This window comes from Saccharopolyspora halophila (genome assembly GCF_039531955.1).
Lineage (GTDB): Bacteria > Actinomycetota > Actinomycetes > Mycobacteriales > Pseudonocardiaceae > Saccharopolyspora > Saccharopolyspora halophila.
The window spans coordinates 85,267-105,271 of the sequence record NZ_BAAARA010000013.1 but is presented as its reverse complement, the minus strand read 5'-3'; the positions used below and the strand labels follow the sequence as shown (position 1 = coordinate 105,271).

Genomic DNA, 20,005 nt, shown 5'->3' with positions numbered 1-20,005 from the left:
TGGGATTCAGCCTGCGCCGCCGGGGGTTCTGACGCGTCGTGTGGCGAGGACGGCCGCGACGCCGCGTAGCTGGCTGCTCAAGGAGCGGATCCCGCCGCCACACGGCGCGTCAGGTTCCCCTACCGGCACCGCCACGCAAACCGACCACTGAAACATCTCCTAGAACTGTCAGGTAGGAGCAACGATGAGCAATCCGTTCGAGGACGCGGGTGCGGAGTACTACGCGCTGATCAACGAGCAGGACCAGTACTCGTTGTGGCCCGTTGCGATCGAGGTGCCCGCGGGGTGGACGGTCGCGCACGGTCCTGCCGATCGGCAGGCCTGCGTGGACCACATCGAGGTGAACTGGACCGACATGCGGCCCGCGCGGTGATGGCGGCTCTGGCGCGGCGGTTCAGCCCGCAGGTCGTGGTGTGCGTGTGCTACGTGGCCGCGATGTTCATGAACGGCATGGACGCCACCATCGTCAACGTCGCGCTGCCCGCCCTCGGCGCCGAGTTCGCCGTGCCGCCGAGCGCGACCTCGCTGGTCAACGTGGGTTACCTGGTCAGCCTCGCGGTCTGCATCCCGATCTCCGGCTGGCTCGGCGACCGGTACGGCACCAAGCGCGTCTTCCTCGCGGCCTTCGGCACGTTCGTGCTGGCCTCCGCGCTGTGCGGCATCGCAGGAGACCTGACCCAGCTCACCCTCGCGCGGGTGCTGCAGGGCGCGGGCGGGGGAGTGATGAGCCCGGTCGCGCTGACCCTGCTGTTCCGGGCCTACCCGCCGGAGGAGCGCATCCGGCTCTCCCGCGTGCTGCTGCTGCCGACCGCCGTGGCGCCCGCGCTCGGGCCCGTGCTCGGCGGGTTCTTCGTCGAGCACCTGACCTGGCGGTGGGGGTTCTTCGTCAACGTCCCGGTCGGCGTGGCCGCGCTGGTCTTCGGCGCGCTGCTGCTGCCGGAGCACGTCGAGTCCCCCGGAAAGCGGTTCGACCTGCGCGGTTTCGCGTTGGCGGCGCCCGGTCTCGGGCTGCTGATGTTCGGCCTGGAGGGCATCGCCAACTCCGGGCCGCACGCGCCGCTGCCGTGGATCGCCGGAATCGTCGGACTGTCGATGCTGGCCGCGCTGGTCCGGGCCCAGTTGCGCACCGAACAGCCGATGCTGGACCTGCGGTTGTTCGCCGACGACTCGTTCCGCCGGGCGAGCCTGATCCTGTTCACCTGCGTGGCCGGTTTCCTCGGCACCCTCTACGGATTCACCCTGATGTTCCAGATGGAGCTGGGTGCTTCGGCGTGGGAGACGGGTCTGGTGACGCTGCCCAAGGCGGTCGGCCTGATGATCGCCTCGCAGCTGGTCGTCTGGGCGCACCGCAGGTACGGGCCCCGCAGGCTGATCGCGGTGGCGATGGTCGGTGCGGCCGGCTCGTTCGCGGCGATGAACGTCATCGGACCGGGTGACTTCTGGCAGGCCGCGCTCGTGCAGCTCGCCTCCGGCTTCTTCGTCGGCGCGGCGTCGGCGGAGCTGCAGGTCGTGGCCTTCTCCACGATCGACGAGGCGGCCACCGGCGGTGCCTCCACGCTGTTCAACGTGCAGCGCCAGCTCGGCTCCGCGCTCGGGGTGGCGTTCACCGCGACGGTGCTGGCCATGGCCGGTCCGGGGCTCGGTTCGTACCACGCAGCGATGCTGCTCTCCGCCGGATTCGCCCTGGTGGGCGCGTTTCTGGCGCTCCGGATGTCCGAATCCGGCGCGCCGCAACGGGAACCGGCCGTCGCGAACCGGTAGGAGATTTGAACCACCGCGGGGAAGACAACTGTCCGCTTCTGTGGTTAGGCTAGCCTTAACTTACGATGATCGTTGGTGGGACGAAAGGAACGGATGGTCGATGGGAACCGCGAATCGGCTCCGGCACAACAGGCCCCCGGCACGGGACCTGGAGGTCGTGCGCACCGTTGACCTGAGCCCATCCATGCGACGGGTGACCCTCGGCGGTGAGGAGCTCGAAGGTTTCCTCGACCAGCACACCGGGCCCAACATCAAGGTCTTCGTCCCGCAGCGGGGCCAGCAGCGCCCGGTGCTGCCTGCCCTCGACGAGGAGACCGGCCGCTATCGCTGGCCGGCGGCCGAGCACCGGCCGACCATGCGGACCTACACGGTCCGCCGCTACGACGAATCCCGCGGCGAGCTCGACGTGGACTTCGTGATGCACGGCGAGCACGGCGTGGCCTCCAACTGGGCTCGCCGCGCGCGGCCCGGCGACCGGCTCGGCGTGATGGGGCCCGGCGGCAAGACCTGCCGGGAGGCCGACTACTACCTGCTGGTCGGCGACGAGACCGCGTTGCCCGCGATCTCGAGCATCGTCGAAGGGCTCCCGCCGACCGCGCGCGGCCAGGTCCTGGTGGAGGTGGACTCCATCGCCGATCAGCAGCGGGTCGCCTGCCCGCCGGACCTGAGCTGGACCTGGCTGCACCGGGACGGCGTCGTCCCCGGCCGCTCCCGGCAGCTGCACGAGGCCGTCCAGGGTCTCGACGTGCCCGCCGACCTCGACGTGTCCGCCTGGGTCGCGGGCGAGTCGGGTGCGGTGCGCGGCATCCGGCGGCACCTGCGCGACGAGCGCGGCATGGACTCCAAGTCCGTGCTCGCCATCGGCTACTGGAAGTACGGCATGGCCGAAACGGAATACCACGACAAGCACAACCACGATCGGGACTGACCGGCGCTGGCGAAGACCGGCCGAACCCCGGGGTTTCGGCGGGGCATCCACTCGCCCGCGCGTCGGGCACCGGCGAACCGAGAGGACGACGTGTCTGCGGCGCTGAACGAAGAGAACGTCCACGACGTGCTGGGGATCGGTTTCGGGCCGTCCAACCTGGCGCTGGCGATCGCGGTCGAGGAGCACAACCGCACCGCGAGCGCGGCCGAGAAGCTCGACGCGGTGTTCTTCGAGCGGCAGGAGACCTTCGGCTGGCACCGCGGGATGCTCATCGAGGGCACCACGATGCAGGTCTCCTACCTCAAAGACCTGGTCACCATGCGCAATCCGGCCAGCGACTTCTCCTTCTTGTCCTACCTGCACGACAAGGACCGGCTGACCGACTTCATCAACCACAAGACGCTGTTCCCGACCCGCGTGGAGTACCACGACTACCTGGAGTGGGCGGCGGCTCGGATGTCCGACCGCGTGCACTACGACTCCGAGGTCGTCGAGCTGCACCCGGCAGGCGAGCACTTCGAGGTGGTGGTGCGGCACGGCGGGCGGCTCGCGGTGCATCGCGCGCGCAACATCGTGCTGGCCACCGGTCTGGAGGCGCACGTGCCCGAGGGCGCCGAGCTGGGCGCGCGGGTGTGGCACAACCTGGAGCTGATGCACCGGGTGCCGGAGCTGGCCGAGGCGCCCCCGCGCCGCTGCGTGGTGGTCGGCGCCGGGCAGAGCGCCGCGGAGGTCGTCGACTACCTGCATCGCACCTTCACCGACGCCGAGGTGTGCGCGGTGTTCGGCCGGTACGGCTACAGCCCGGCCGATGACAGCCCGTTCGCGAACCGGATCTTCGACCCGCAGGCGGTGGACGACTTCTTCGCCTCCTCGCCGGAGTTCCGCGCGAAGCTGATGAACTACCACCGCAACACCAACTACTCGGTGGTCGACCTGGATCTCATCGAGGAGCTCTACGCCCGCTCCTACCAGGAGAAGGTGACCGGCAAGCAGCGGTTGCGGATCATGCACGCCACCGGGCTCGCCGACACCGAGGTCCGCCCGGACGGCGCGACGGTGACCGCGGAGTTCCAGCCCACCGGCGAGCGCGAGGTGCTGGAGGCGGACCTGCTGATCTACGCGACCGGCTGCCGCTCCCGCGACCCCTACCGCCTGCTCGGCGAGACGGCGCGGCACTGCGCCTGGGACGCCGAGGGCAACCTGGAGATCGAACGCGACTACCGGATCCGCACCACCGAACCGCTGCCCGGATCGATCTACCTGCAGGGCGGCACCGAGCACACCCACGGCATCACCTCGTCGCTGCTGTCCAACGGCGCGGTCCGGGCGGGCGAGATCCGCGACTCCCTGCTGGCCCGCCGGAGCACCAGGACGCGCAACTACGCGCTGACGTCCTGAGGCCCGGCAGGCTCCGGGGTCACCGGCGCGGACGGCCACCCGGTGATTTGGGCGGCATCCGGTCGGCTCCGGGAACAGCCGGGGCCGACCGCGGGTTGTCCGCGGTGATGAGCGCGAACGAGATGCAGGACGACCCCATCCGGGGAACGAGCCGGGGACACTCGCCGGTACCGCTGTCGGTGCTGGACCTGTCGACGGTGGGCGTCGAGGACTCCGCGAGCGAGGTGCTGCGCGGGACCACCGAGCTGGCCCGCGGCGTCGAGCGGTGGGGTTATCACCGGATGTGGCTGGCCGAGCACCACGGGATGCCCGGCATCGCCAGCTCCTCGCCGTCGGTGGTGCTCGCGCACCTGGCCGCGCACACCCGCACCCTCCGGCTCGGCTCGGGCGGGGTGATGCTGCCCAACCACGCTCCGCTGGTGGTCGCCGAGCAGTTCGGCACCCTGCAGGCGCTGCACCCGGGCCGCATCGACCTGGGCATCGGCCGCGCCCCCGGCACCGACCAGGCCACCGCGCGAGCGCTGCGCCGCACCGAGGGGCCCGCGTCGGCCGACGACTTCCCGCAGCAGCTCGGTGAACTGCTGGCCTTCCTGAGCGACGACTTCCCGATCGAGCACCCCTACGCCGACGTCCAGGCCGTCCCGCGCGGGGACCCACCGCCGGTGTGGCTGCTGGGTTCCAGCGGCTTCAGCGCTCAGGTGGCCGGCGGCCTGGGCCTGCCGTTCGCCTTCGCGCACCACTTCTCGGCGCAGAACACCGAGCCCGCGCTGGAGCTCTACCGGGAGTCCTTCCGGCCCTCGGGCGTGCTCGACGAGCCCTACGCCATGATCGGCGTGCAGGCCGTGGCCGCCGACAGCGAGCAGGAGGCCCTGGACGTCGTCCGGCCGATCGCGCTGAGCATGCTCAAGCTCCGCCAGGGGCTGCCCGGCAAGCAGCCGACCCGGCAGCAGGCGCGCGAATACCCCTACACGGAGCTGGACCGGGCCTTCGTCGACGACTGGCTGGCCGAAGCGGTCCACGGGACGCCGGAGCGCGTCCGCGCCGAGCTCGACGAGCTGCGCACCCGGACCGGTGCGCAGGAGCTGATGCTCACCGCCAACGTCCCGGACGCCGAGACCAAGCTGCACAGCTTCGAGCTGATCGCCAAGGCCCACGGAATGATCTAGAAAATCCGGTGGTCACCGGTCCGCTGTCGCCGTCGTGGCGTGTGCATCGCCACTCTTGGCCGAGGTCGCGAGCAGGCCTCCGCCACGCGTGGCGTACCGTCAGTTGACACCGTAATGCTAGGCATGAGGCGGGATTGAGGGATTGGCGTGAAGCCTGGTGTGCTGCTCTTCTACCGGATCATGGCGTACGTCACCGCCGTGCTGCTGATCCTGTTGTGCGCAGCTGTCGTGCTCAAGTACGGGCACTTCGCAGGCCTGTGGCCGACCGGTTCGGCCGCGCAGGAGTTCGGTACCACCTGGAGCTTCCGCATCGGCGTCGCGCACGGCTGGTTGTACATGGTCTACCTGCTGGTCGCCGTGATCGCGATGACCCAGCTGCGGGCCCCCATCGGCCGCATGCTGCTGGTCCTGCTGGCGGGCACCATCCCGTTCGGCGCGTTCGTCGCCGAGCGCAAGGTCGTGCTCTGGCACGAGCTGCGGATGGCCGGTAAGCCGATCGTGCAGTCGAACTCCCCGGAGGAAACCCGCGCCTCATGAGGTCCATCTCCGAGCCCGCGACGGCGTCGGCCGACAAGGCGCAGGTCAGCCGCCGCAGCGTCGTGGCAGCCTACTTCGCGCTGACCAAGCCGCGCGTGATCGAGCTGCTGCTGGTCACCACCATCCCGGCGATGTTCCTGGCCGCCCGCGGCATCCCGTCGCCGTGGCTGGTGCTGGTCACCCTGGTCGGCGGTGCCATGTCGGCGGGCAGCGCCAACGCGCTCAACTGCGTGGCCGACTCCGACATCGACGCGGTGATGGACCGCACCAAGAAGCGGCCGCTGGTGCACCACGAGGTGCCCCGCCGCAGCGCGCTGATCTTCGGCCTGGTGCTGGGCGTGGCGTCGTTCCTGGTGCTGTGGCTCGGGGCCAACCTGCTGGCCGCCGTGCTGTCGACCAGCGCGATCCTGTTCTACGTCTTCATCTACACGCTGGTGCTCAAGCGCCGGACCTCGCAGAACATCGTCTGGGGCGGTGCCGCGGGCTGCATGCCGGTGGTCGTCGGCTGGGCCGCGGTGACCGGCACGGTGGAGTGGCCCGCGATCGTGATGTTCGCCGTGGTCTTCCTGTGGACGCCGCCGCACTTCTGGTCGCTGGCGATGAAGTACAAGGACGACTACGCCCGCGCGGGCGTGCCGATGCTGCCGGTGGTGGCCACCACGCGGCAGGTCTCGGCGCGCATCCTGGTCTACAGCTGGGCCACGGTCGGCAGCACGCTGCTGCTGGTCCCGGTCACCAGCTGGATCTACGTGGCCATCGCGCTGCTGAGCGGCGCGGCGTTCCTGCTCGTCGCGCAGCGGTTGCACGCAGCGGCCCGCAAGGGCGGGGCGATGAACCCGATGCACCTGTTCCACCTGTCCAACTCGTACCTGGCCCTGGTGTTCGTGGCGATCGCCGTGGACGCCGCGGTGGGCCTGCCGGTGATCGGCTAGGAGATCCCGCGGACCGTGCTCGGCGGGTGCCGGGAGCGGAACCCCAGGCGCCGTCGGGCTCCGCACTCGCGGCGTGAGCACTTGCAGCCCCGGCCGGCCCGACTGACACCGAGCACATCCAGGGCGTGTTCAGGAAGTGCTTTGCTTGGCGGGGCGGGTAGCAGAACCTGGTCGGCTCCGTGGATCCGCGCGCCGCTCCTGATGTGTGCCAATGCACGGCGTCCCCCGGCGCACTCGCCACGAAGCCGGCCAGAACCTGCGGCGGCGCGAGCTGAGTCCCGCACCTGAAACAGCGGCTGCCGCCGCGTTTCATGAACAGCTCCTAGCTAGCGCAGCACCGGAAAGACCGGATCGGGACTCCGGCCGGTGGCGGTGTCGATCAGCGCGACCGGGTCGGGGGTCTCGGCCAGCAGGCTCGTCGTCGTGCGGACCGGCGCGCCCGCCATCGGGCCGGGGACCTCGCGGCCCAGCGCGGTGGCCATGTCGAAGTAGTGCACCACCGCCTCCAGCACGAAGATCCGCAGCGCTTCGCGCGCCGGGACGACCGCGTAGCCGCCGTAGAGCACGTGCCGGTCCAGGTCGGCCTCGCGCAACTCGGCGATCGCCTGCTCGCCGACCTCCGAGAACTCCGCGACCAGCGCTGCGGCCGGGGTGTCGGCGGCCCGCTGGGCCGCGGTGTCCCGCAGCACCTCGGCGACCTGCTCGCTCATGCCGCCCGGCCGCTGCATGTCCGCCAAAAGAGCACCGGCGTCGGCGCAGGTCAGCGGATCGTTCGGGTGCGGTCCGCGGATACCGGCGAGGGTGGCCGAGGGGAACGGGCTGTGGTGCGCGTAGACGTCCTTGACCGTCCATCCGGGCAACCGGGTCGGCCGCTGCCACTGCGACTCGTCCAGCTCGGCGCCGAAATCCGCCCAGACCTGCCAAGCTCGCTGGAGAACATCGACGATCATGCTGCTCCTTCCGGTCGTTCCCGGAACCCATTAGGGCACAAGACGAGGGTGCTCGCGGATAATCTTCACCGCGAGCACGCGCAGGAAACACCGAACGGGAGCGGGCGATGAGCGGGCGGGAGTTCCGATCGCGCTACAACGACAGCGCCGAGCCGCCGATCCCCGGTTTCGCGGCGCTGTACCACGGCCACGACGAGCACTTCCGGACGGCGCGCACCACCGCCGGGGGCTTCACGCACGCCCTGATCACCACCGATCCACAGCTCTACGGCCCGATCCGCCCGGCCCAGCTCTGGGACGCGCCGTGGTGGGCGACCGACGCCGACGGCCCGGACGTGCCCGCCGAGCCCGAACCCGGCCCGCTGGGTGCCGAGGAGCTGCGCGGCTGGGTCCTGGAGACCGATGACGCGGCCGTGCTGACCGCGCTGCACTCGGCGATCGAGCGCGCGCTCGACGGCGGGCCGCGGGTGGTGCTGGTCGCCTCCGACGCCGATACCGCGGTGCGCTGGATCGCGGTATCGACGCTGCTGCTGCCCCAGGAGCGCGCGCTGCGCGTGTCCTTCAGCGCGTTCGCGGACTCCGGCGACGCCCACGTGCTGGCCGTGCCGGAGGCCGGGGAGTTCCCGGGCGCCGTGGTCTTCGACCTCGCGGGCGAGCTCCCGGAGGTGGAGGCGACCGGTTCGGCGCGGCACTGGGTCCCGCGCTTCCTGGTCGCCGATCCGGTGGACGTGATCGACGCCGTGGAGCTCGCGCACCAGTTCGCTCGCGGCCGAGGGGAGCAGGTCGCGGGGGAGGCCGATCGGCTGGCCGCCGGGTTGATCGTGCTCGGCGAGCACGTCAGCCCCGCCGACTGCCGTCCGCTCGTGGCGTGGCTGCAGGACGCGCCCGCGCCCTCGTCCACCGACGTGCGCGGAGCGGTGCTCTCGGCGGTGCTGGCCGCCGAGCCGCCGCACGCGGTGCTGGCCGACCTCGCCGAGAACCTCGGCGAGCACACCGGGCGGGTCCGCATCGCGCTGCTGCGCAACGAGATCGACGAGATCCTGCACGGCGACCCCGAGTCCGTCGTTCAGCAGCCCTTCGACGGCTCGTCGTGGGGCGAGGAGGAGGCCGACCAGGCCCGCATTCTGCTGGAATCGGCGGCCACCGCGGCACCTCCGGAGCGCATGGACCTGCTGCTGCGCACCGCGCACCGGTTCGACGTCCCGCTGCGGCCGAACGGTTTCGCCGAGGCCGCCGATCGGTTCGTGCACTGGTGGGCCGACCATCCGCGCGTCGAGGTCAGCACGGAGCGGTGGCCGTGCCGGGCGGAGTTGCTCGACCGGCTGCGCGAGCTGCTGTCACACCGATTAGCCGGCCCGGAGGCCGACAACGTGCGTCGCGACGTGGCCGCCGACTGGTGGCCGCTGTTGCTGGACACGGCGACCGATCCGGGGCAGCCGCTGGACGCGGCGATCGCCGCGTCCGCCGTGGCCGAGGGAGGCCCGGCCCGCGGGCGGATCGTCCGGACCTTCGCCGAACAGCTGCACGAGCCGAGCCGGGAGTTGCCGGAGGCCGTGTTCACCGCTCTGTTCGAGGACAACCGGCCGGAGGTGGCCGAACTGCGCCATCTCGTCTCCGCGATGCCCGCGACCGCGGTCTCCGAATCGGTCGCGCAGCGCGTCTTCTCCGCGATGGGGCATGCCGAGGTGGATGCGGACTACCTGGACGTGCTGCGGATGCTGGGGCACCACATCGGTGATCGCGGCGAGCTGCGCGAGCTGTGGGCCGATGACGGGCGGCTGCGTTCCTGGCTGATCGGCTACCCCCGCAGGGGCGCGGAAGCGGGGTCGCTGAGCGAGATCTCCGGCGAGGTGCTCGGCGCCCGCGCTGCGGAAGTGCTCGCCGTGCTCCGCGAGGTCACCCTCTCCGAGGCGTTGCGCGTGGTCACCGAAGCGGGGCAGGGGTTGCGGCGGGGCCTCGGCCGCGAGCTGCCCGGGCTCTTCGGCGACGAGCGGGCCGATGACGGGCAGCGCGACCGGGCCGTGGCGCTGGCGTTCTTGATCGCGTGGCAGGACTCCACGGACGCGGAGGTGCGCGCGGCCATCGATCAGGAGCTGGAGCGGTGGGTGCGCGGCCAGGACCGGTCCCGCCACCGGCGGATCTCCCGCCTGCTGCGCGGCATCGAGGCCAGCTACGCGGCGGCGTGGCACGAATGGCTGCAGAAGGCGGGTGCGGATGACAACGCCGGATCGCGCGGACGCGGACGCTGGTGGCGCCGCAAGTCCCGCTGATCGCCTCGCGTCGGAAAGGGCAGGCGCACCAGCGGGAACGAGCACTTCGGCGCCGCGGAGCCGGCGCCCGGGAGGTACCGCGGGATCTCTGGTGATCGCGCGCGCTCGTCCGATCGACCTGGGGGAAGCGCCGTACGCCGGGTTGCTGCGCCGCTCCTGCTGCGCGACGTTCGCGACCTCAATCGTGTAGTACTGGTCACGGAGCAATAACGATCACGGCTCGGTGCGGGATACTTTCCGTGAGGGCTGCATCGCACACCGTGTCTGGAGGTTCTGCATGGGAACGGCGCTCAAGGCGCACGTGGCGTGGTTGGTCAACGCGCTCAGCATCAGCCCGAACCCGCTGCGCAGGCCGATCGACCGGGTCGCGGCCGGAATCACCTTGGTGTTGCTGATGGGCGCGCTGATCGCGGTGCCCGCCTCGGCGATGTTCGCCGGGTCGCTGCACCAGGACCTCAGCGATCGCGCGAAGGCGGCCGCGCAGCAGAACCGGCCGGTCAGCGCGGTCCTGGCCACCGAGCCCGCGCTGAGCGTCCCGGTCTCGGAGGCCTACAGCCAGGACGCCGTGAGCTCGACGGCGGTGGTCAAGTGGCGGGTCGGCACGCAGGAGCGCAGCTCGACGGTCCGGGTCCCCACCGAGGCCAAGCCCGGTGACACGACCACCGTCTGGGTCAACCAGCAGGGCAACCGGGTCTCGCCGCCCGCGGACGGCGGCTCGCTGGTCGCCTCGGCCGTCTTCGCGGCCCTGCTGCTCCTGGTGATCCTCGAGTCGCTGGCCTTCGCGCTGATCGCCGCCACCCAGCACGCGGCGCGCCGGATAGCCATGCGCGCGTGGGGCCGCGAGTGGCACTACTTCCAGGCCGGTGGCAGCTGGTCCCAGGCCTGATCAGCACCTGCGGGCCCGTGCTCGCACCGTTGCGAAGAGCGACCGCGGTGTAGGAGGCCGTCACTCTGTCGGGTTAAATGACCGAATCGGCCTTGGCACGGGCACCCGTGGTTGTGTTTGGGTCCGTGTGAATCTCCTGAGGGGGAGTTTCACGTTCGGCGTGACCGTCGGTGCCGAGGCGGTCGCGTGTCATCGCAGGGACGAGCGAGCTCGCCTGCCGACGATGAGGGGATGCGGCATGGGGGAAGAGCAGCCTGCCGACCAGTCCGAAGGCGTCCCGATCTACCAGGAGATCGCCAGCGAGCTGTGCGATCCGGCCGAGACGGACTGGAGTTTTCCGCCCACCCCGTCTTTCGCGAGCGACCTGGTCGCCGAGGTCGAAGCCGCAGCGGAAGACGACGAGGAGACGACCGCGGCCGCCAGCTGAGCGGTCCACCGGTCCGCACCTGATCGCCGATGCCCGGTGTCGCGGACGTCCGGCGAATCGCTCCGGAGCGGTGGGTACCGCGGCTTCCGTGAACGGCTATGGCCGTGCGGTGTCGGTGTCCGGGGCTGCGATGTCGGTGTTCTTGCCCTCGCTGGAGTGGATGAAGGCGGCCAGCGAGACGAGCGCGGTGGCGATCATCCAGGCCGCGACCAGCCACCCGGTGCCCCCGGCCTGGATGACCAGCGCGGAGGCGACCAGCGGGGAGAAGCCGCCGATCGCGGCGCCGATCTCGCGGGAAGCCGCGAATCCGGTGTAGCGCACCCGGGCGCCGAACAGCTCCGCGTAGAAGGCCGGTTGCACGGCGATCATCGGTGCGAGTCCCAGGCCTGCCGCGATCACCATGGCCAGCCAGATCAGGACCGGTTGCTCGGTGCTCAGCAGCGCGAAGAACGGGAAGGCGAACAGCGCCGTGAAGCTGACGCTGAACAGGTTCAGCGGTTTGCGGCCGATCCTGTCCGAGAGCGCGCCGTAGACCGGCTGCAGGATGATCATCGCGGTGGTGAAGGTGAAGACCCCGGTCAAACCCACCCATCTCGGCAGTCCGAGGGTTTCCTGCAAGTAGGCCGGGGCGAAGGTCGCGTAGAAGCGGGCGGACGGCGAATCCGACGCCGAAGGTGGCGAAGCCGGCGATGGTGCCCACGGCCGGGTCGCCGGTGGGGAAGAACAGCTCGTTGAACACCAGCGTCACGGCGAAGCCGTAGATGAAGAAGTCGTACCACTCCAGCGCTGTGCCCACCACGGACGACGTGACGACGCGGCGGAGTTCGGTGCGGCTGGTCGGGGCGGTGGAACCGATGGCGGCGTTGCTCATCGAGTCTCCTCGGCGCGAGAACCGTTGCGGGCGGGTCGCGATCGCGGCAGATCGTGCCACGCCGCGTGGCCGGGCGAAACGGTGAATCTGGTTCCGGATCGGTTTCGCCGCCGAAGATCGGCCGAACGGCCGACGGCGTTGGGTCGAGCGAGAGGACCCCTACCAAGCACGCGCTTGCTCGGTATACCCTCGGCGCTCAGCCAACCCGGGAGGGCGAGATGGCCGCAGACTCGATTCCCGCCGCGGTCCGCACCGCTGAGCGGCGGTTCGGCGAGATCGAAGCACTGGTCGACGGGCCGGTGCGGCTGACGTTCGCGCAGCTGGCCGCCGAAGTTCGCGAGATGGCCCGGATGTTCGTCGCCGTCGGCGTGCGAGCGGGCGATCGGGTGGCGCTGAACTCGCCGAACACGCACCACTGGGTGCTGGCCGCGCTCGGAGCCTCGTACGCGGGCGCGACCCTGATCCCGGTCAACACCCGCTTTACCGGGGTGGAGACCGTCGATCTGCTGCGTCGCGGGAAGGTTCGCGCACTCGTGGTCGCCGACGACTTCCTCGGCACCGACCGGCTGGCCGGTATCCGCGAGGCCGCTGGTGACGGAGCGGGCGAGGTGGTCGCCGGACTCCCGGAAGTGCGAGCGGTGCTGCGGGTTCCGCTCGGGGCCGCCGGGCGGGCCGGACCGGGGGTGCACGACTGGCACGACATCCCCGAGCTCGCCGCGCAGGTCCCGCCGCAGCTGGTGGAGCAGCGGGCCGACGCGGTCGGCGCCGAGGATCTCGCCGACGTGCTGTTCACCTCCGGGACCACCGGGCGGGCCAAGGGCGTGATGTCCCTGCACCGGCAGAGCTTGGGCGTGGCTGCGGCCTGGGCCGAGTGCGGCCGGGTCGGCCAGGACGACCGGTACCTGCTGGTGAACCCGTTCTCGCACAGCTTCGGCTACAAGGCGGGCATCCTGGTCTGCCTGCTGACCGGCGCGACGATGCTCCCGCGGGCGGTCTTCGACCCGGCCGGGGTGCTGCGGATCCTGGAAACCGAGCGGGTCTCGGTGCTGGCCGCCGCACCCACCATCTTCCAGTCCCTGCTGCACGCCCCCGAACGCGCGGGATCTCCGCCCGGGCTGCGGCTGGCGGTGACCGGTGCCGCCGTCGTCCCGATCACGCTGATCGAGCGGATGCGCGGCGAGCTGGGCTTCGACACGGTGCTGACCGCCTACGGGCTCACCGAGGCGGTGGTGGCCACCATGTGCCGTCCCGGCGACGAGCCGGAAACCGTCGCGCACACCGCGGGTCGCGCCGCGGCGGACTTCGAGCTCGCCGTGATCGACGGCGAGAGCCGGTCGCTGCCCGCGGGCGAAGCGGGCGAGGTGGTGCTGCGCGGGCCGAACGTGATGCGCGGTTACCTCGACGACCCGGAGGCCACCGAGGCGGCCGTCATCGACGGATGGCTGCACACCGGCGATGTCGGCGTGCTCGACGAGCGCGGCAACCTCAAGATCACCGATCGGCTCAAGGACATGTACGTCTGCGGGGGATTCAACGTCTACCCGGCCGAGGTCGAGCAGGCCCTCGCCGCGCTCGACGGCGTTCGCGACGTGGCGGTGATCGGCGTCCCGGACGAGCGATTGGGCGAGGTCGGCAGGGCTTTCGTCGTCGGTGCGGGCCTGACCGAGCAGGACGTCCTGGCGCACTGCGAGCACCGGTTGGCCAACTACAAGCGCCCCCGCGCCGTCGAGTTCGTCGCCGAGCTCCCCAGGAACGCCTCGGGCAAGGTCCTCAAGCGAAACCTGCGGCAGTAGCGGGCTTTCAGCGCCCGTTCGTGAGCAGTCCGAGCAGCTCGGCGCGGATGGTCGGCCGGGACCCGAACAGCAGCAGGAAGGTCGCCTCCCGGACGAGGCGCTGCGCGTGGGTGCCGGGCAGCAGGGTGTTGCTGCCGTGGTGCACCGCGCAGGCCGTGGCGGCGCGCATCGCCAGTTCCGAACCCGTCGCCCTGGCGGCGGGCACGTCCTCCGGGGTGGCGTTGACCAGGTCGTCACGGGCCTCGTCGAGCTCGGCGGTCAGCCCGCCCGCGTCCTCGCCCAGCAGCGAGATCGCGCGCCCGGCCACGCCCAGCGCGAGCGCGCCGTTGAAGCGCAGGGATTCGGCATCGCCCTGCAGGTAGTCGGTCTGCGGGAGCACCCGGATGATCTTGTCCCGGGGCACGAAGTGGCGGTGGAACCGCAGGGTGACGGTGCCGCTGGCGCGCACCGCGAGCAGGTCGAGCGGCTCGGCGGTGACGCCCTCGTTCTCCTCGGCGTCCAGCAGCGCGAACACCAGCGAGCCCTCGGCGTCGCGGGCGGCGGTGTGCAGCAGGTCGATCATGCCCCAGCCGGTCACGAACGGCGCGGTGCCCGAGAACAGGTAGCCGCCGACCACCTGCTGGGCCTGCAGCGACGCCGGGCCGGTGTGCACGGCGGCGCTGATCGCCACGCCCGCGCGCCGCTTGCCGTCGCGCAGATCCGGCCGCAGGTTCTGCTGCAGCGTGCGGTTGCGCGATTCGGCCAGCGCCCGCACCGCCCCGTGGTGCTGCATCCACACGAACGTCGTGGTCAGGCACCCGCCCGCCAGGATCTCGAGGAGCCGCAGCGCCGAGGCCCGGTCGGGCAGGTCCAGACCGGCCTCCTCGGGATCGGCCATCCCGTAGAAGCCGAGTTCGGCGAGCAGTGCGAGGTGGCTCTCCGGTACCCGGTCGCCGGCGTCGACCTCCAGCGCGGCGGGGAAGAGCACTTCCTCGGCGATGCGCCGGGCTTCCTGCAGCACAGGCGACTCCTTCGTCATCCATCCCAGTCTCCAGACTGGTTCCCACCGGCCGAAACCGCCCCCGGTGGAGCGATGCGGAGCAACCGGGTCCAGCTCGTTCCGGCGCGAGTGCGGAGATACGTCAGTGGTTCGCGTGGCGGTGCGGGTGGGCGGAACCTGCCGCGTCGCGCAGCTGCGGGATCCGCTCCTTGAGTAGCGGCCGCGGCTTCCTCGCCGCACGACGCGGCAGAACCCTCGGCGGTGCCGGTTGAGTCCCACCCCGCATGCGGCCGCCGCCGCATGCCGCACGGACCCCTGAAGCTCAGTCGCGCGTCAGGAGCCCTTGACCAGGTAGCGCAGCAACAGGACGCCGTCCTCGGCCAGCACCGTGGCGAGCTCGATGCCGACCGGGTCCAGCGGGGTTCCGGCGGCGATCCGCGAGGCGGCCCCGCTGACCAGCAGCGGTGAGACGGTCAGCCGCAGCTCGTCGACGAGACCGGCCTCGATCAGCCCGCCGAACAGGTGCGGACCGCCTTCGCAGTCGATCCGCCGCATACCGCGTTCGGCCAGTTCCCGGACCGCAGCCGCGAGGTCCACCTGCTGCTCACCGGCCACGATCAGCTCGGCGCCCGCCTCCTTCCACGCCTTCTGCTTGGCGGGCGGCGCGGAGGCGCAGGTGATCACGAACGTGGTGGTCGCGGCCTGGGTGATCGCCGGGGCGTCGGCGGGCAGCGAGCCGGTGGTGACCACCGCGGTCGGGGCGACGTCGGCCAGGTCGTGCCTGCGCCGGATCTTCAGCGTCTCCTCGCCGGGGTGCACACCGCGGAAGTCCTCGACCATCGCCGTGGTGGCGCCGACCAGCACCACGTCGGCCAGGTCGCTGCCCAGCTGCAGCACCTTGCGGTCCGGCGGGTTGGACAGCGGACGCGCTTGGCCACCGGTCTCCACCGCGCCGTCGGCGCTGGAGACGAAGTTGACCGCCAGCCACTTGTCGTCGCCCGCGGGGTAGCGGTAGAGGTCCTCGAGCTGCGCGTCGTCGAGTTCCGGTCCGGGTTCGGGCCAGATCGGTCGCATCAGGAGATCCACTCCTCGGGAAGCATGGGCTGCCGGGTTCCGTTGATGCACGCCACCATCTCGAGCGTGCGCCGGGTCTGCAGGGCCTGGTGCGCGCGGAACACGGCCGCACCCGAGCGCGCGGCGATCGCCGTGGCCGCCAGCGTCCCGGTCAGCAGCTCCTCGCGCTGCTCGGCGGAGAGGTCCAGCGATTCGCGCACGAAGGTCTTGTTGGACAGCGCCATCAGCACCGGCCAGCCGGTCGCCACCATCTCCGGCACGCGCCGCACCAGCTCGAGGTGGTCGGTGGTGTTCTTGCCGTAGCCGGTGCCGTCGATGATGATCCCGCTGCGCGGCACGCCCTTGGACTCCGCGAGCTCGGCGAGCCGCACGATCTCGTCGATCACTGTGTTGACCACGTCGTCGTAGTCCGAGCGCACCGGGGTGGCTCGCGGGTTGCGGTTGGCGTGCGTGCAGATGTAGCCGGCCCGGTGCTCGGCCGCGACGTCGATGATCTTCTCGTCGGCCGCGCCCCAGGCGTCGTTGATGATGTCCGCGCCGGCCTGGCACACCGCGTCGCTGACCTCGTGGCGCCAGGTGTCCACGCTGATCAGCACGTCCGGGTAGTGCTCGCGGGTCCACTCGACGGTGGGCAGCACTCGAGCGATCTCCTCGTCGGTGTCGACCTCGTCGCCGGGGCTGGCGGTGATCCCGCCGATGTCGATGATGTCGGCGCCTCCCTCGACGGCCGTGCGCACCGCATCGCGCGCGGGCTCCTCGTCGAAGGTCGCGCCCTGGTCGTAGAAGGAGTCCGGCGTCCGGTTGACGATGGCCATGACCATCGGCCGGTCCCGGACGACGCGGCGACCGCGGAACTCGAAGTCGATTGCGTTACCGATGTCCTGCACTGGGGACGTTTCCTTCCGGTACGAGCGCGAGCCGCGACGCGGCAGGTCATACCACCCAGTCTGCCGGACCGGACGGGCTCGGCCACGATCGAGGGCGCCCCGACACCGGCGGCCGAGATCACCGACCTCCGCCACCCCACCCGAGCCGAGCACCTCGCGGACCCCGAGATCCAAGCCCCGGCGATCCGCACCCTCCACACAGACCTCACGTCGGGACGGTGACAGTTTTGCCTAAAATTGTCCGGACAAAACGGACATGGTCATGCGACAGTTTTAGGCAAAACTGTCAAGTCCACCGGATCGGGTTCGGCCGCTGATCTCCCGCGCGTGGCCTCGTTCCGGCTCGGACGGGGCCACGTCAGGGTTCGGCGCCCCGTGACGGCGCGGCTCCCGGGGCCTTCGCGTGACGTGGCGCTCTTCGTCGCCAAGTCGGCGATGTTCCTGGCTAGCCTGGCGGGGTCTTGGTGAGGCGCCGGCGAGGGAGAACTTGACCATGAACGACCTGGCGGGCGGCTCGGGCGGCGATTCCCCGTCCGGTGGCGGGCTGAAGGTGTCCAAGGCCCTGCTGATCGTCGTGGCGGGCGCTTACCTGGTCGCCATGGGCGTTGTGCAGTACAACTTCTCGCGGATGCACGACCAGCTGGATTCGGTCACCTCGAACCTGGAGCGCACCAACGCGAAGTTGTCCGCGCTCAGCAATCTCGAACTGCTCAAGGCCGAGATGTCCAAGCTCGACGAGGACATCGTGGCGATGCGGGAACTGATGGGCCCGTTTCCGGACATGGCCGAAAGCGTTGGTGCGCTCAACGGCCAGATCGCGAGCCTGAGCGGCACCATCGCGATGCTGCAGAGCGACACCTCCGGGCTGCCTTCGGTTGCGGTGAGCATTCAGCGGATGAGCACCGAGCTGCGCGGCATCACCGAGCGGATGAACGAGATGAACCGCACGGTCGCGGGCGCAGGCGGAAGCGTCTCCGGCATGCAGGGGCAGGTCGCCTCGATCCAAGGCGACCTCGGCGAGCTGCAGGAGGACGTCGCCGACATGAACCAGCGGCTGAAGATCATCCCGAAGACCGGCGCCCCGAACTGATCTGCGGCTGACCGCCGTCGCGCGAACGGGCTGCGCCCGGAGCCGAAAGTCCCTGTCGTGCACCGCGCTGCCCAGCGCATACTCGCCACACGGCGTTGGAGCCGCGGAGTTCTGCCAGACCGGCCACCGGTCTCCTGACATGCCGTTGCCGGCGCAGGGCCGACGCCGTTCGCGCCGAGTCCTGGCGCGGATACCGAGCCCGGGCCCGCGACGTCGGCACCACGTGGCTCCGCATGACCGGGCTCGCCAAGCGGAAGGGCAAGCGTCATGACCAGGAAGATCGCGGACTGCCGCAAGTACCCGAGCGAGATGAACTGCTCGCTGACCATCATCGGCGAGGAGGAAGAGGTCGTCCGGGCCGCCGCCGAGCACGCGGCGTCGGTGCACGGCCACGAGGACACCCCGGAAATGCGCGAGAGCGTGCGCCGTGACCTCGAAGACGAGGTGACCTCGGACGACGGCAACCACTTCGTCCAGCTCATCGAGTTCCAGAGCTCGCGCCGCGACGAGATCAACGCGCTGATGGATGAGTGGGAGGACAAGACCGGCGGCAAGCGCACCGCGACCAAGGCGGTGCTCACCGCCGAGCACGACGAGCCCGAGCGGTACTTCGAGTTCGTCGAGTTCCCCACCTACGAGCGGGCCATGGAGAACTCCCGGCTGCCCGAGACCGGCGCGTTCGCGCAGCGGATGCGCGAACTCTGCGATGGCGAGCCGACGTTCCACAACCTCGACGTCGTCCGCGCCGAGGCGCTGTGAACCGCTGAGAACCGGGCCCGGCCGCAGCGACGCCCGCGAACCCCGATCAAGAGCACCGGCAGCCATTCCGCCGGACCATCTCACGATCGGGATTCGCGGTCGCCGGCAAGCGGGTGACCAGCGGGGTCGCTGGGCTGATCTACGGGTTGCCGCCGGGATGGCTGGGGCGAGCTCGACCGACGCGCGCCCCTCCTCGATCGCCGCTGAGGGGCGCCGCTGGCCCGCCAGCGGACGGCCCACCCCTGAACGGGACGCAACTACTTGACGAACCGTTGAGTAGTTGTCATTCTTCTAGTCATGAACGAGTCGAGAACTCCCGAGGACGAGCCGCAGCTGACCCCGTCCGCCGCGTTGGGCAACGCCACCGAGGTCGACGCGAAGGCGCGTCGGGCCGCGCGATGGCCCGCGTGGTTGTGGCTGGCGATGGCCGTGGCGATGACGGTGCACCTGATCGGGTCTCCGCTGATGCCCGACGGATGGCCCAGAACGGTCGTGGAATTCCTCCCGCTGATCTTCGCGGTGTGCGGGATCGTCTACTCCGCCCTCCAGCGGGCCGAGAGCAAGCTGCTGATCCGGCTGGTGTGGCCCGTGACCGGGGTCTTCGTGGTGCTGGTGCTCGCTGCCGTGCTGCTGCGGGAATTCGTGCTGCCGGACGGGTCGGTTCCGGGGATCGTCATCACCGGACTCCTCCCGGCGATTCCCTGCGTCTACGGCGCCTGGCGGGTGCTCGCGGAATGACGGCCCAGCAGCACCCGCGACACGGCCTGAACGAGACCATCCACTCGCCGACCCGCCTGTCGATCATGACGGCCCTCGCCCCGATGCAGCGGATGGACTTCCCGCTGCTCCGCGACACCATCGAGGCCAGCGACTCCCTGCTGTCGAAACACATGACGATCTTGGAGAACGCGGGCTACGTCGAGGTCACCAAGGGTCACGTCGGCAAGCGCCCGAGGACCTGGCTGGCCTTGACCGAGCAGGGGCGCGAAGCCTACGCCGCCTATCTCGACGCGCTCCGGGCTCTCGTCGACAACGGCGAAGCCTGACAGGCCACCGGAAACCCGCGCACAGCGCGATCCTCGTCGGTGGAACTGCTCAGCCCGCCTTCGTCCCGGTCGAGCTGCCGGACGAAGGCGGCTCGCACCGGGGGAGCGCGCGGGGAAATTCGGCAACAACGGTGGGCGCGCAAAGTGTGACCACGCCCCGGAAAGCCGAAACGACGAGGGAAAAGCAGGCGGTTGATATTGATCCGGATCGACCCCGCTTTTGCCTATCCGAGTTGTGCGCCCCCAGCAGG

Annotated in this window: 20 protein-coding genes; 15 read left to right on the top strand and 5 right to left on the bottom strand. The window is 70.7% G+C overall.

Translation table 11 applies throughout. The annotated features are described in order from the left end of the window. Positions 1-184: 184 nt before the first annotated feature. The 7 genes from ABD289_RS18315 (at position 185) to ABD289_RS18285 (ending at position 6,722) form a co-directional block, all read left to right on the top strand. Positions 185-373 carry an MbtH family protein gene (locus tag ABD289_RS18315; RefSeq protein WP_344133985.1) on the top strand — a complete coding sequence of 63 codons (189 nt, stop codon included), beginning with the start codon at positions 185-187 and terminating at the stop codon, positions 371-373. Next, positions 373-1,761 carry a DHA2 family efflux MFS transporter permease subunit gene (locus ABD289_RS18310; RefSeq protein WP_344133982.1) on the top strand — a complete coding sequence of 463 codons (1,389 nt, stop codon included), beginning with the start codon at positions 373-375 and terminating at the stop codon, positions 1,759-1,761. Before ABD289_RS18315 ends, ABD289_RS18310 begins: the two co-directional genes overlap by 1 nt. Positions 1,762-1,861: 100 nt before the next feature. Beyond that, positions 1,862-2,689 (top strand): siderophore-interacting protein, encoded by an 828-nt coding sequence (locus ABD289_RS18305; protein WP_344133979.1) that lies wholly within the window; start codon positions 1,862-1,864, stop codon positions 2,687-2,689. Between the two features lie 90 nt (positions 2,690-2,779). Continuing rightward, complete coding sequence (locus ABD289_RS18300; protein ID WP_344133976.1) at positions 2,780-4,087, top strand: lysine N(6)-hydroxylase/L-ornithine N(5)-oxygenase family protein; 1,308 nt, start codon at positions 2,780-2,782, stop codon at positions 4,085-4,087. 107 nt (positions 4,088-4,194) lie between these two features. Further along, entirely contained in the window at positions 4,195-5,253 is a 1,059-nt protein-coding gene (locus ABD289_RS18295) for an LLM class flavin-dependent oxidoreductase (RefSeq protein ID WP_344133973.1), read from the top strand. 147 nt (positions 5,254-5,400) lie between these two features. After that, positions 5,401-5,790: a DUF3817 domain-containing protein gene (locus ABD289_RS18290; protein ID WP_344133971.1), complete on the top strand. Its 390-nt coding sequence runs from the start codon at positions 5,401-5,403 to the stop codon at positions 5,788-5,790. Then, positions 5,787-6,722: a heme o synthase gene (locus ABD289_RS18285; RefSeq protein ID WP_344133969.1), complete on the top strand. Its 936-nt coding sequence runs from the start codon at positions 5,787-5,789 to the stop codon at positions 6,720-6,722. Before ABD289_RS18290 ends, ABD289_RS18285 begins: the two co-directional genes overlap by 4 nt. 326 nt (positions 6,723-7,048) lie before the next feature. Here ABD289_RS18285 and ABD289_RS18280 read toward each other — a convergent pair whose 3' ends face one another. Beyond that, positions 7,049-7,672 (bottom strand): maleylpyruvate isomerase N-terminal domain-containing protein, encoded by a 624-nt coding sequence (locus ABD289_RS18280; RefSeq protein WP_344133965.1) that lies wholly within the window; start codon positions 7,670-7,672, stop codon positions 7,049-7,051. A gap of 107 nt (positions 7,673-7,779) precedes the next feature. Between ABD289_RS18280 and ABD289_RS18275 the strand changes: the two genes are divergently transcribed. The 3 genes from ABD289_RS18275 to ABD289_RS18265 all read left to right on the top strand — a co-directional run bounded on the left by ABD289_RS18275 (position 7,780) and on the right by ABD289_RS18265 (position 11,255). Next, positions 7,780-9,942: a GTPase-associated protein 1-related protein gene (locus ABD289_RS18275; RefSeq protein ID WP_344133962.1), complete on the top strand. Its 2,163-nt coding sequence runs from the start codon at positions 7,780-7,782 to the stop codon at positions 9,940-9,942. Between the two features lie 277 nt (positions 9,943-10,219). Continuing rightward, a complete protein-coding gene (locus tag ABD289_RS18270; RefSeq protein ID WP_344133959.1) occupies positions 10,220-10,828 on the top strand; it encodes an Rv1733c family protein in 609 nt (202 codons plus the stop codon). A 238-nt stretch (positions 10,829-11,066) separates the two neighbouring features. Further along, positions 11,067-11,255 (top strand): hypothetical protein, encoded by a 189-nt coding sequence (locus ABD289_RS18265; RefSeq protein WP_344133956.1) that lies wholly within the window; start codon positions 11,067-11,069, stop codon positions 11,253-11,255. Positions 11,256-11,351: 96 nt separating this feature from the next. Here the strand turns inward: ABD289_RS18265 and ABD289_RS18260 are convergent, their stop codons facing one another. Further along, entirely contained in the window at positions 11,352-11,843 is a 492-nt protein-coding gene (locus tag ABD289_RS18260; protein ID WP_425564723.1) for an MFS transporter, read from the bottom strand. A gap of 501 nt (positions 11,844-12,344) precedes the next feature. Here ABD289_RS18260 and ABD289_RS18255 point away from each other — a divergent pair. Next, a complete protein-coding gene (locus tag ABD289_RS18255; protein ID WP_344133953.1) occupies positions 12,345-13,919 on the top strand; it encodes a FadD3 family acyl-CoA ligase in 1,575 nt (524 codons plus the stop codon). 7 nt (positions 13,920-13,926) lie between these two features. On the opposite strand, the gene ABD289_RS18250 is transcribed toward ABD289_RS18255, so the two are convergent. The 3 genes from ABD289_RS18250 to folP all read right to left on the bottom strand — a co-directional run bounded on the left by ABD289_RS18250 (position 13,927) and on the right by folP (position 16,793). Next, positions 13,927-14,937, bottom strand: coding sequence for an acyl-CoA dehydrogenase family protein (locus ABD289_RS18250; protein ID WP_344133950.1), 1,011 nt, complete (start codon positions 14,935-14,937; stop codon positions 13,927-13,929). Positions 14,938-15,231: 294 nt separating this feature from the next. Further along, positions 15,232-15,972, bottom strand: a complete 741-nt coding sequence (locus ABD289_RS18245) for a pyrimidine reductase family protein (RefSeq protein ID WP_344133947.1) — start codon at positions 15,970-15,972, stop codon at positions 15,232-15,234. Next, complete coding sequence (gene folP / locus ABD289_RS18240; protein WP_344134057.1) at positions 15,972-16,793, bottom strand: dihydropteroate synthase; 822 nt, start codon at positions 16,791-16,793, stop codon at positions 15,972-15,974. Before folP ends, ABD289_RS18245 begins: the two co-directional genes overlap by 1 nt. Before the next feature lie 553 nt (positions 16,794-17,346). Here folP and ABD289_RS18235 point away from each other — a divergent pair. From ABD289_RS18235 to ABD289_RS18220, 4 genes are all read left to right on the top strand, one after another. Then, a complete protein-coding gene (locus ABD289_RS18235) occupies positions 17,347-17,949 on the top strand; it encodes a hypothetical protein (RefSeq protein ID WP_344133944.1) in 603 nt (200 codons plus the stop codon). 267 nt (positions 17,950-18,216) lie between these two features. Beyond that, a complete protein-coding gene (locus ABD289_RS18230) occupies positions 18,217-18,708 on the top strand; it encodes a DUF1059 domain-containing protein (protein ID WP_344133941.1) in 492 nt (163 codons plus the stop codon). A 297-nt stretch (positions 18,709-19,005) separates the two neighbouring features. Continuing rightward, a complete protein-coding gene (locus tag ABD289_RS18225; protein ID WP_344133938.1) occupies positions 19,006-19,446 on the top strand; it encodes a hypothetical protein in 441 nt (146 codons plus the stop codon). Next, positions 19,443-19,754 (top strand): winged helix-turn-helix domain-containing protein, encoded by a 312-nt coding sequence (locus ABD289_RS18220; RefSeq protein WP_344133935.1) that lies wholly within the window; start codon positions 19,443-19,445, stop codon positions 19,752-19,754. The genes ABD289_RS18225 and ABD289_RS18220 overlap by 4 nt, the downstream gene beginning before the upstream one ends. Positions 19,755-20,005: the final 251 nt, after the last annotated feature.

Bases quoted from the DNA above. Each gene is read 5' to 3' on its own strand.
- ABD289_RS18315 (WP_344133985.1), top strand. From the start codon at position 185: ATGAGCAATCCGTTCGAGGACGCGGGTGCGGAGTACTACGCGCTGATC.
- ABD289_RS18310 (WP_344133982.1), top strand. From the start codon at position 373: ATGGCGGCTCTGGCGCGGCGGTTCAGCCCGCAGGTCGTGGTGTGCGTG.
- ABD289_RS18305 (WP_344133979.1), top strand. From the start codon at position 1,862: ATGGGAACCGCGAATCGGCTCCGGCACAACAGGCCCCCGGCACGGGAC.
- ABD289_RS18295 (WP_344133973.1), top strand. From the start codon at position 4,195: ATGAGCGCGAACGAGATGCAGGACGACCCCATCCGGGGAACGAGCCGG.
- ABD289_RS18285 (WP_344133969.1), top strand. From the start codon at position 5,787: ATGAGGTCCATCTCCGAGCCCGCGACGGCGTCGGCCGACAAGGCGCAG.
- ABD289_RS18280 (WP_344133965.1), bottom strand. From the start codon at position 7,672: ATGATCGTCGATGTTCTCCAGCGAGCTTGGCAGGTCTGGGCGGATTTC.
- ABD289_RS18275 (WP_344133962.1), top strand. From the start codon at position 7,780: ATGAGCGGGCGGGAGTTCCGATCGCGCTACAACGACAGCGCCGAGCCG.
- ABD289_RS18270 (WP_344133959.1), top strand. From the start codon at position 10,220: ATGGGAACGGCGCTCAAGGCGCACGTGGCGTGGTTGGTCAACGCGCTC.
- ABD289_RS18265 (WP_344133956.1), top strand. From the start codon at position 11,067: ATGGGGGAAGAGCAGCCTGCCGACCAGTCCGAAGGCGTCCCGATCTAC.
- ABD289_RS18255 (WP_344133953.1), top strand. From the start codon at position 12,345: ATGGCCGCAGACTCGATTCCCGCCGCGGTCCGCACCGCTGAGCGGCGG.
- ABD289_RS18250 (WP_344133950.1), bottom strand. From the start codon at position 14,937: ATGACGAAGGAGTCGCCTGTGCTGCAGGAAGCCCGGCGCATCGCCGAG.
- ABD289_RS18245 (WP_344133947.1), bottom strand. From the start codon at position 15,972: ATGCGACCGATCTGGCCCGAACCCGGACCGGAACTCGACGACGCGCAG.
- folP (WP_344134057.1), bottom strand. From the start codon at position 16,793: ATGGTCATGGCCATCGTCAACCGGACGCCGGACTCCTTCTACGACCAG.
- ABD289_RS18230 (WP_344133941.1), top strand. From the start codon at position 18,217: ATGACCAGGAAGATCGCGGACTGCCGCAAGTACCCGAGCGAGATGAAC.
- ABD289_RS18225 (WP_344133938.1), top strand. From the start codon at position 19,006: ATGAACGAGTCGAGAACTCCCGAGGACGAGCCGCAGCTGACCCCGTCC.
- ABD289_RS18220 (WP_344133935.1), top strand. From the start codon at position 19,443: ATGACGGCCCAGCAGCACCCGCGACACGGCCTGAACGAGACCATCCAC.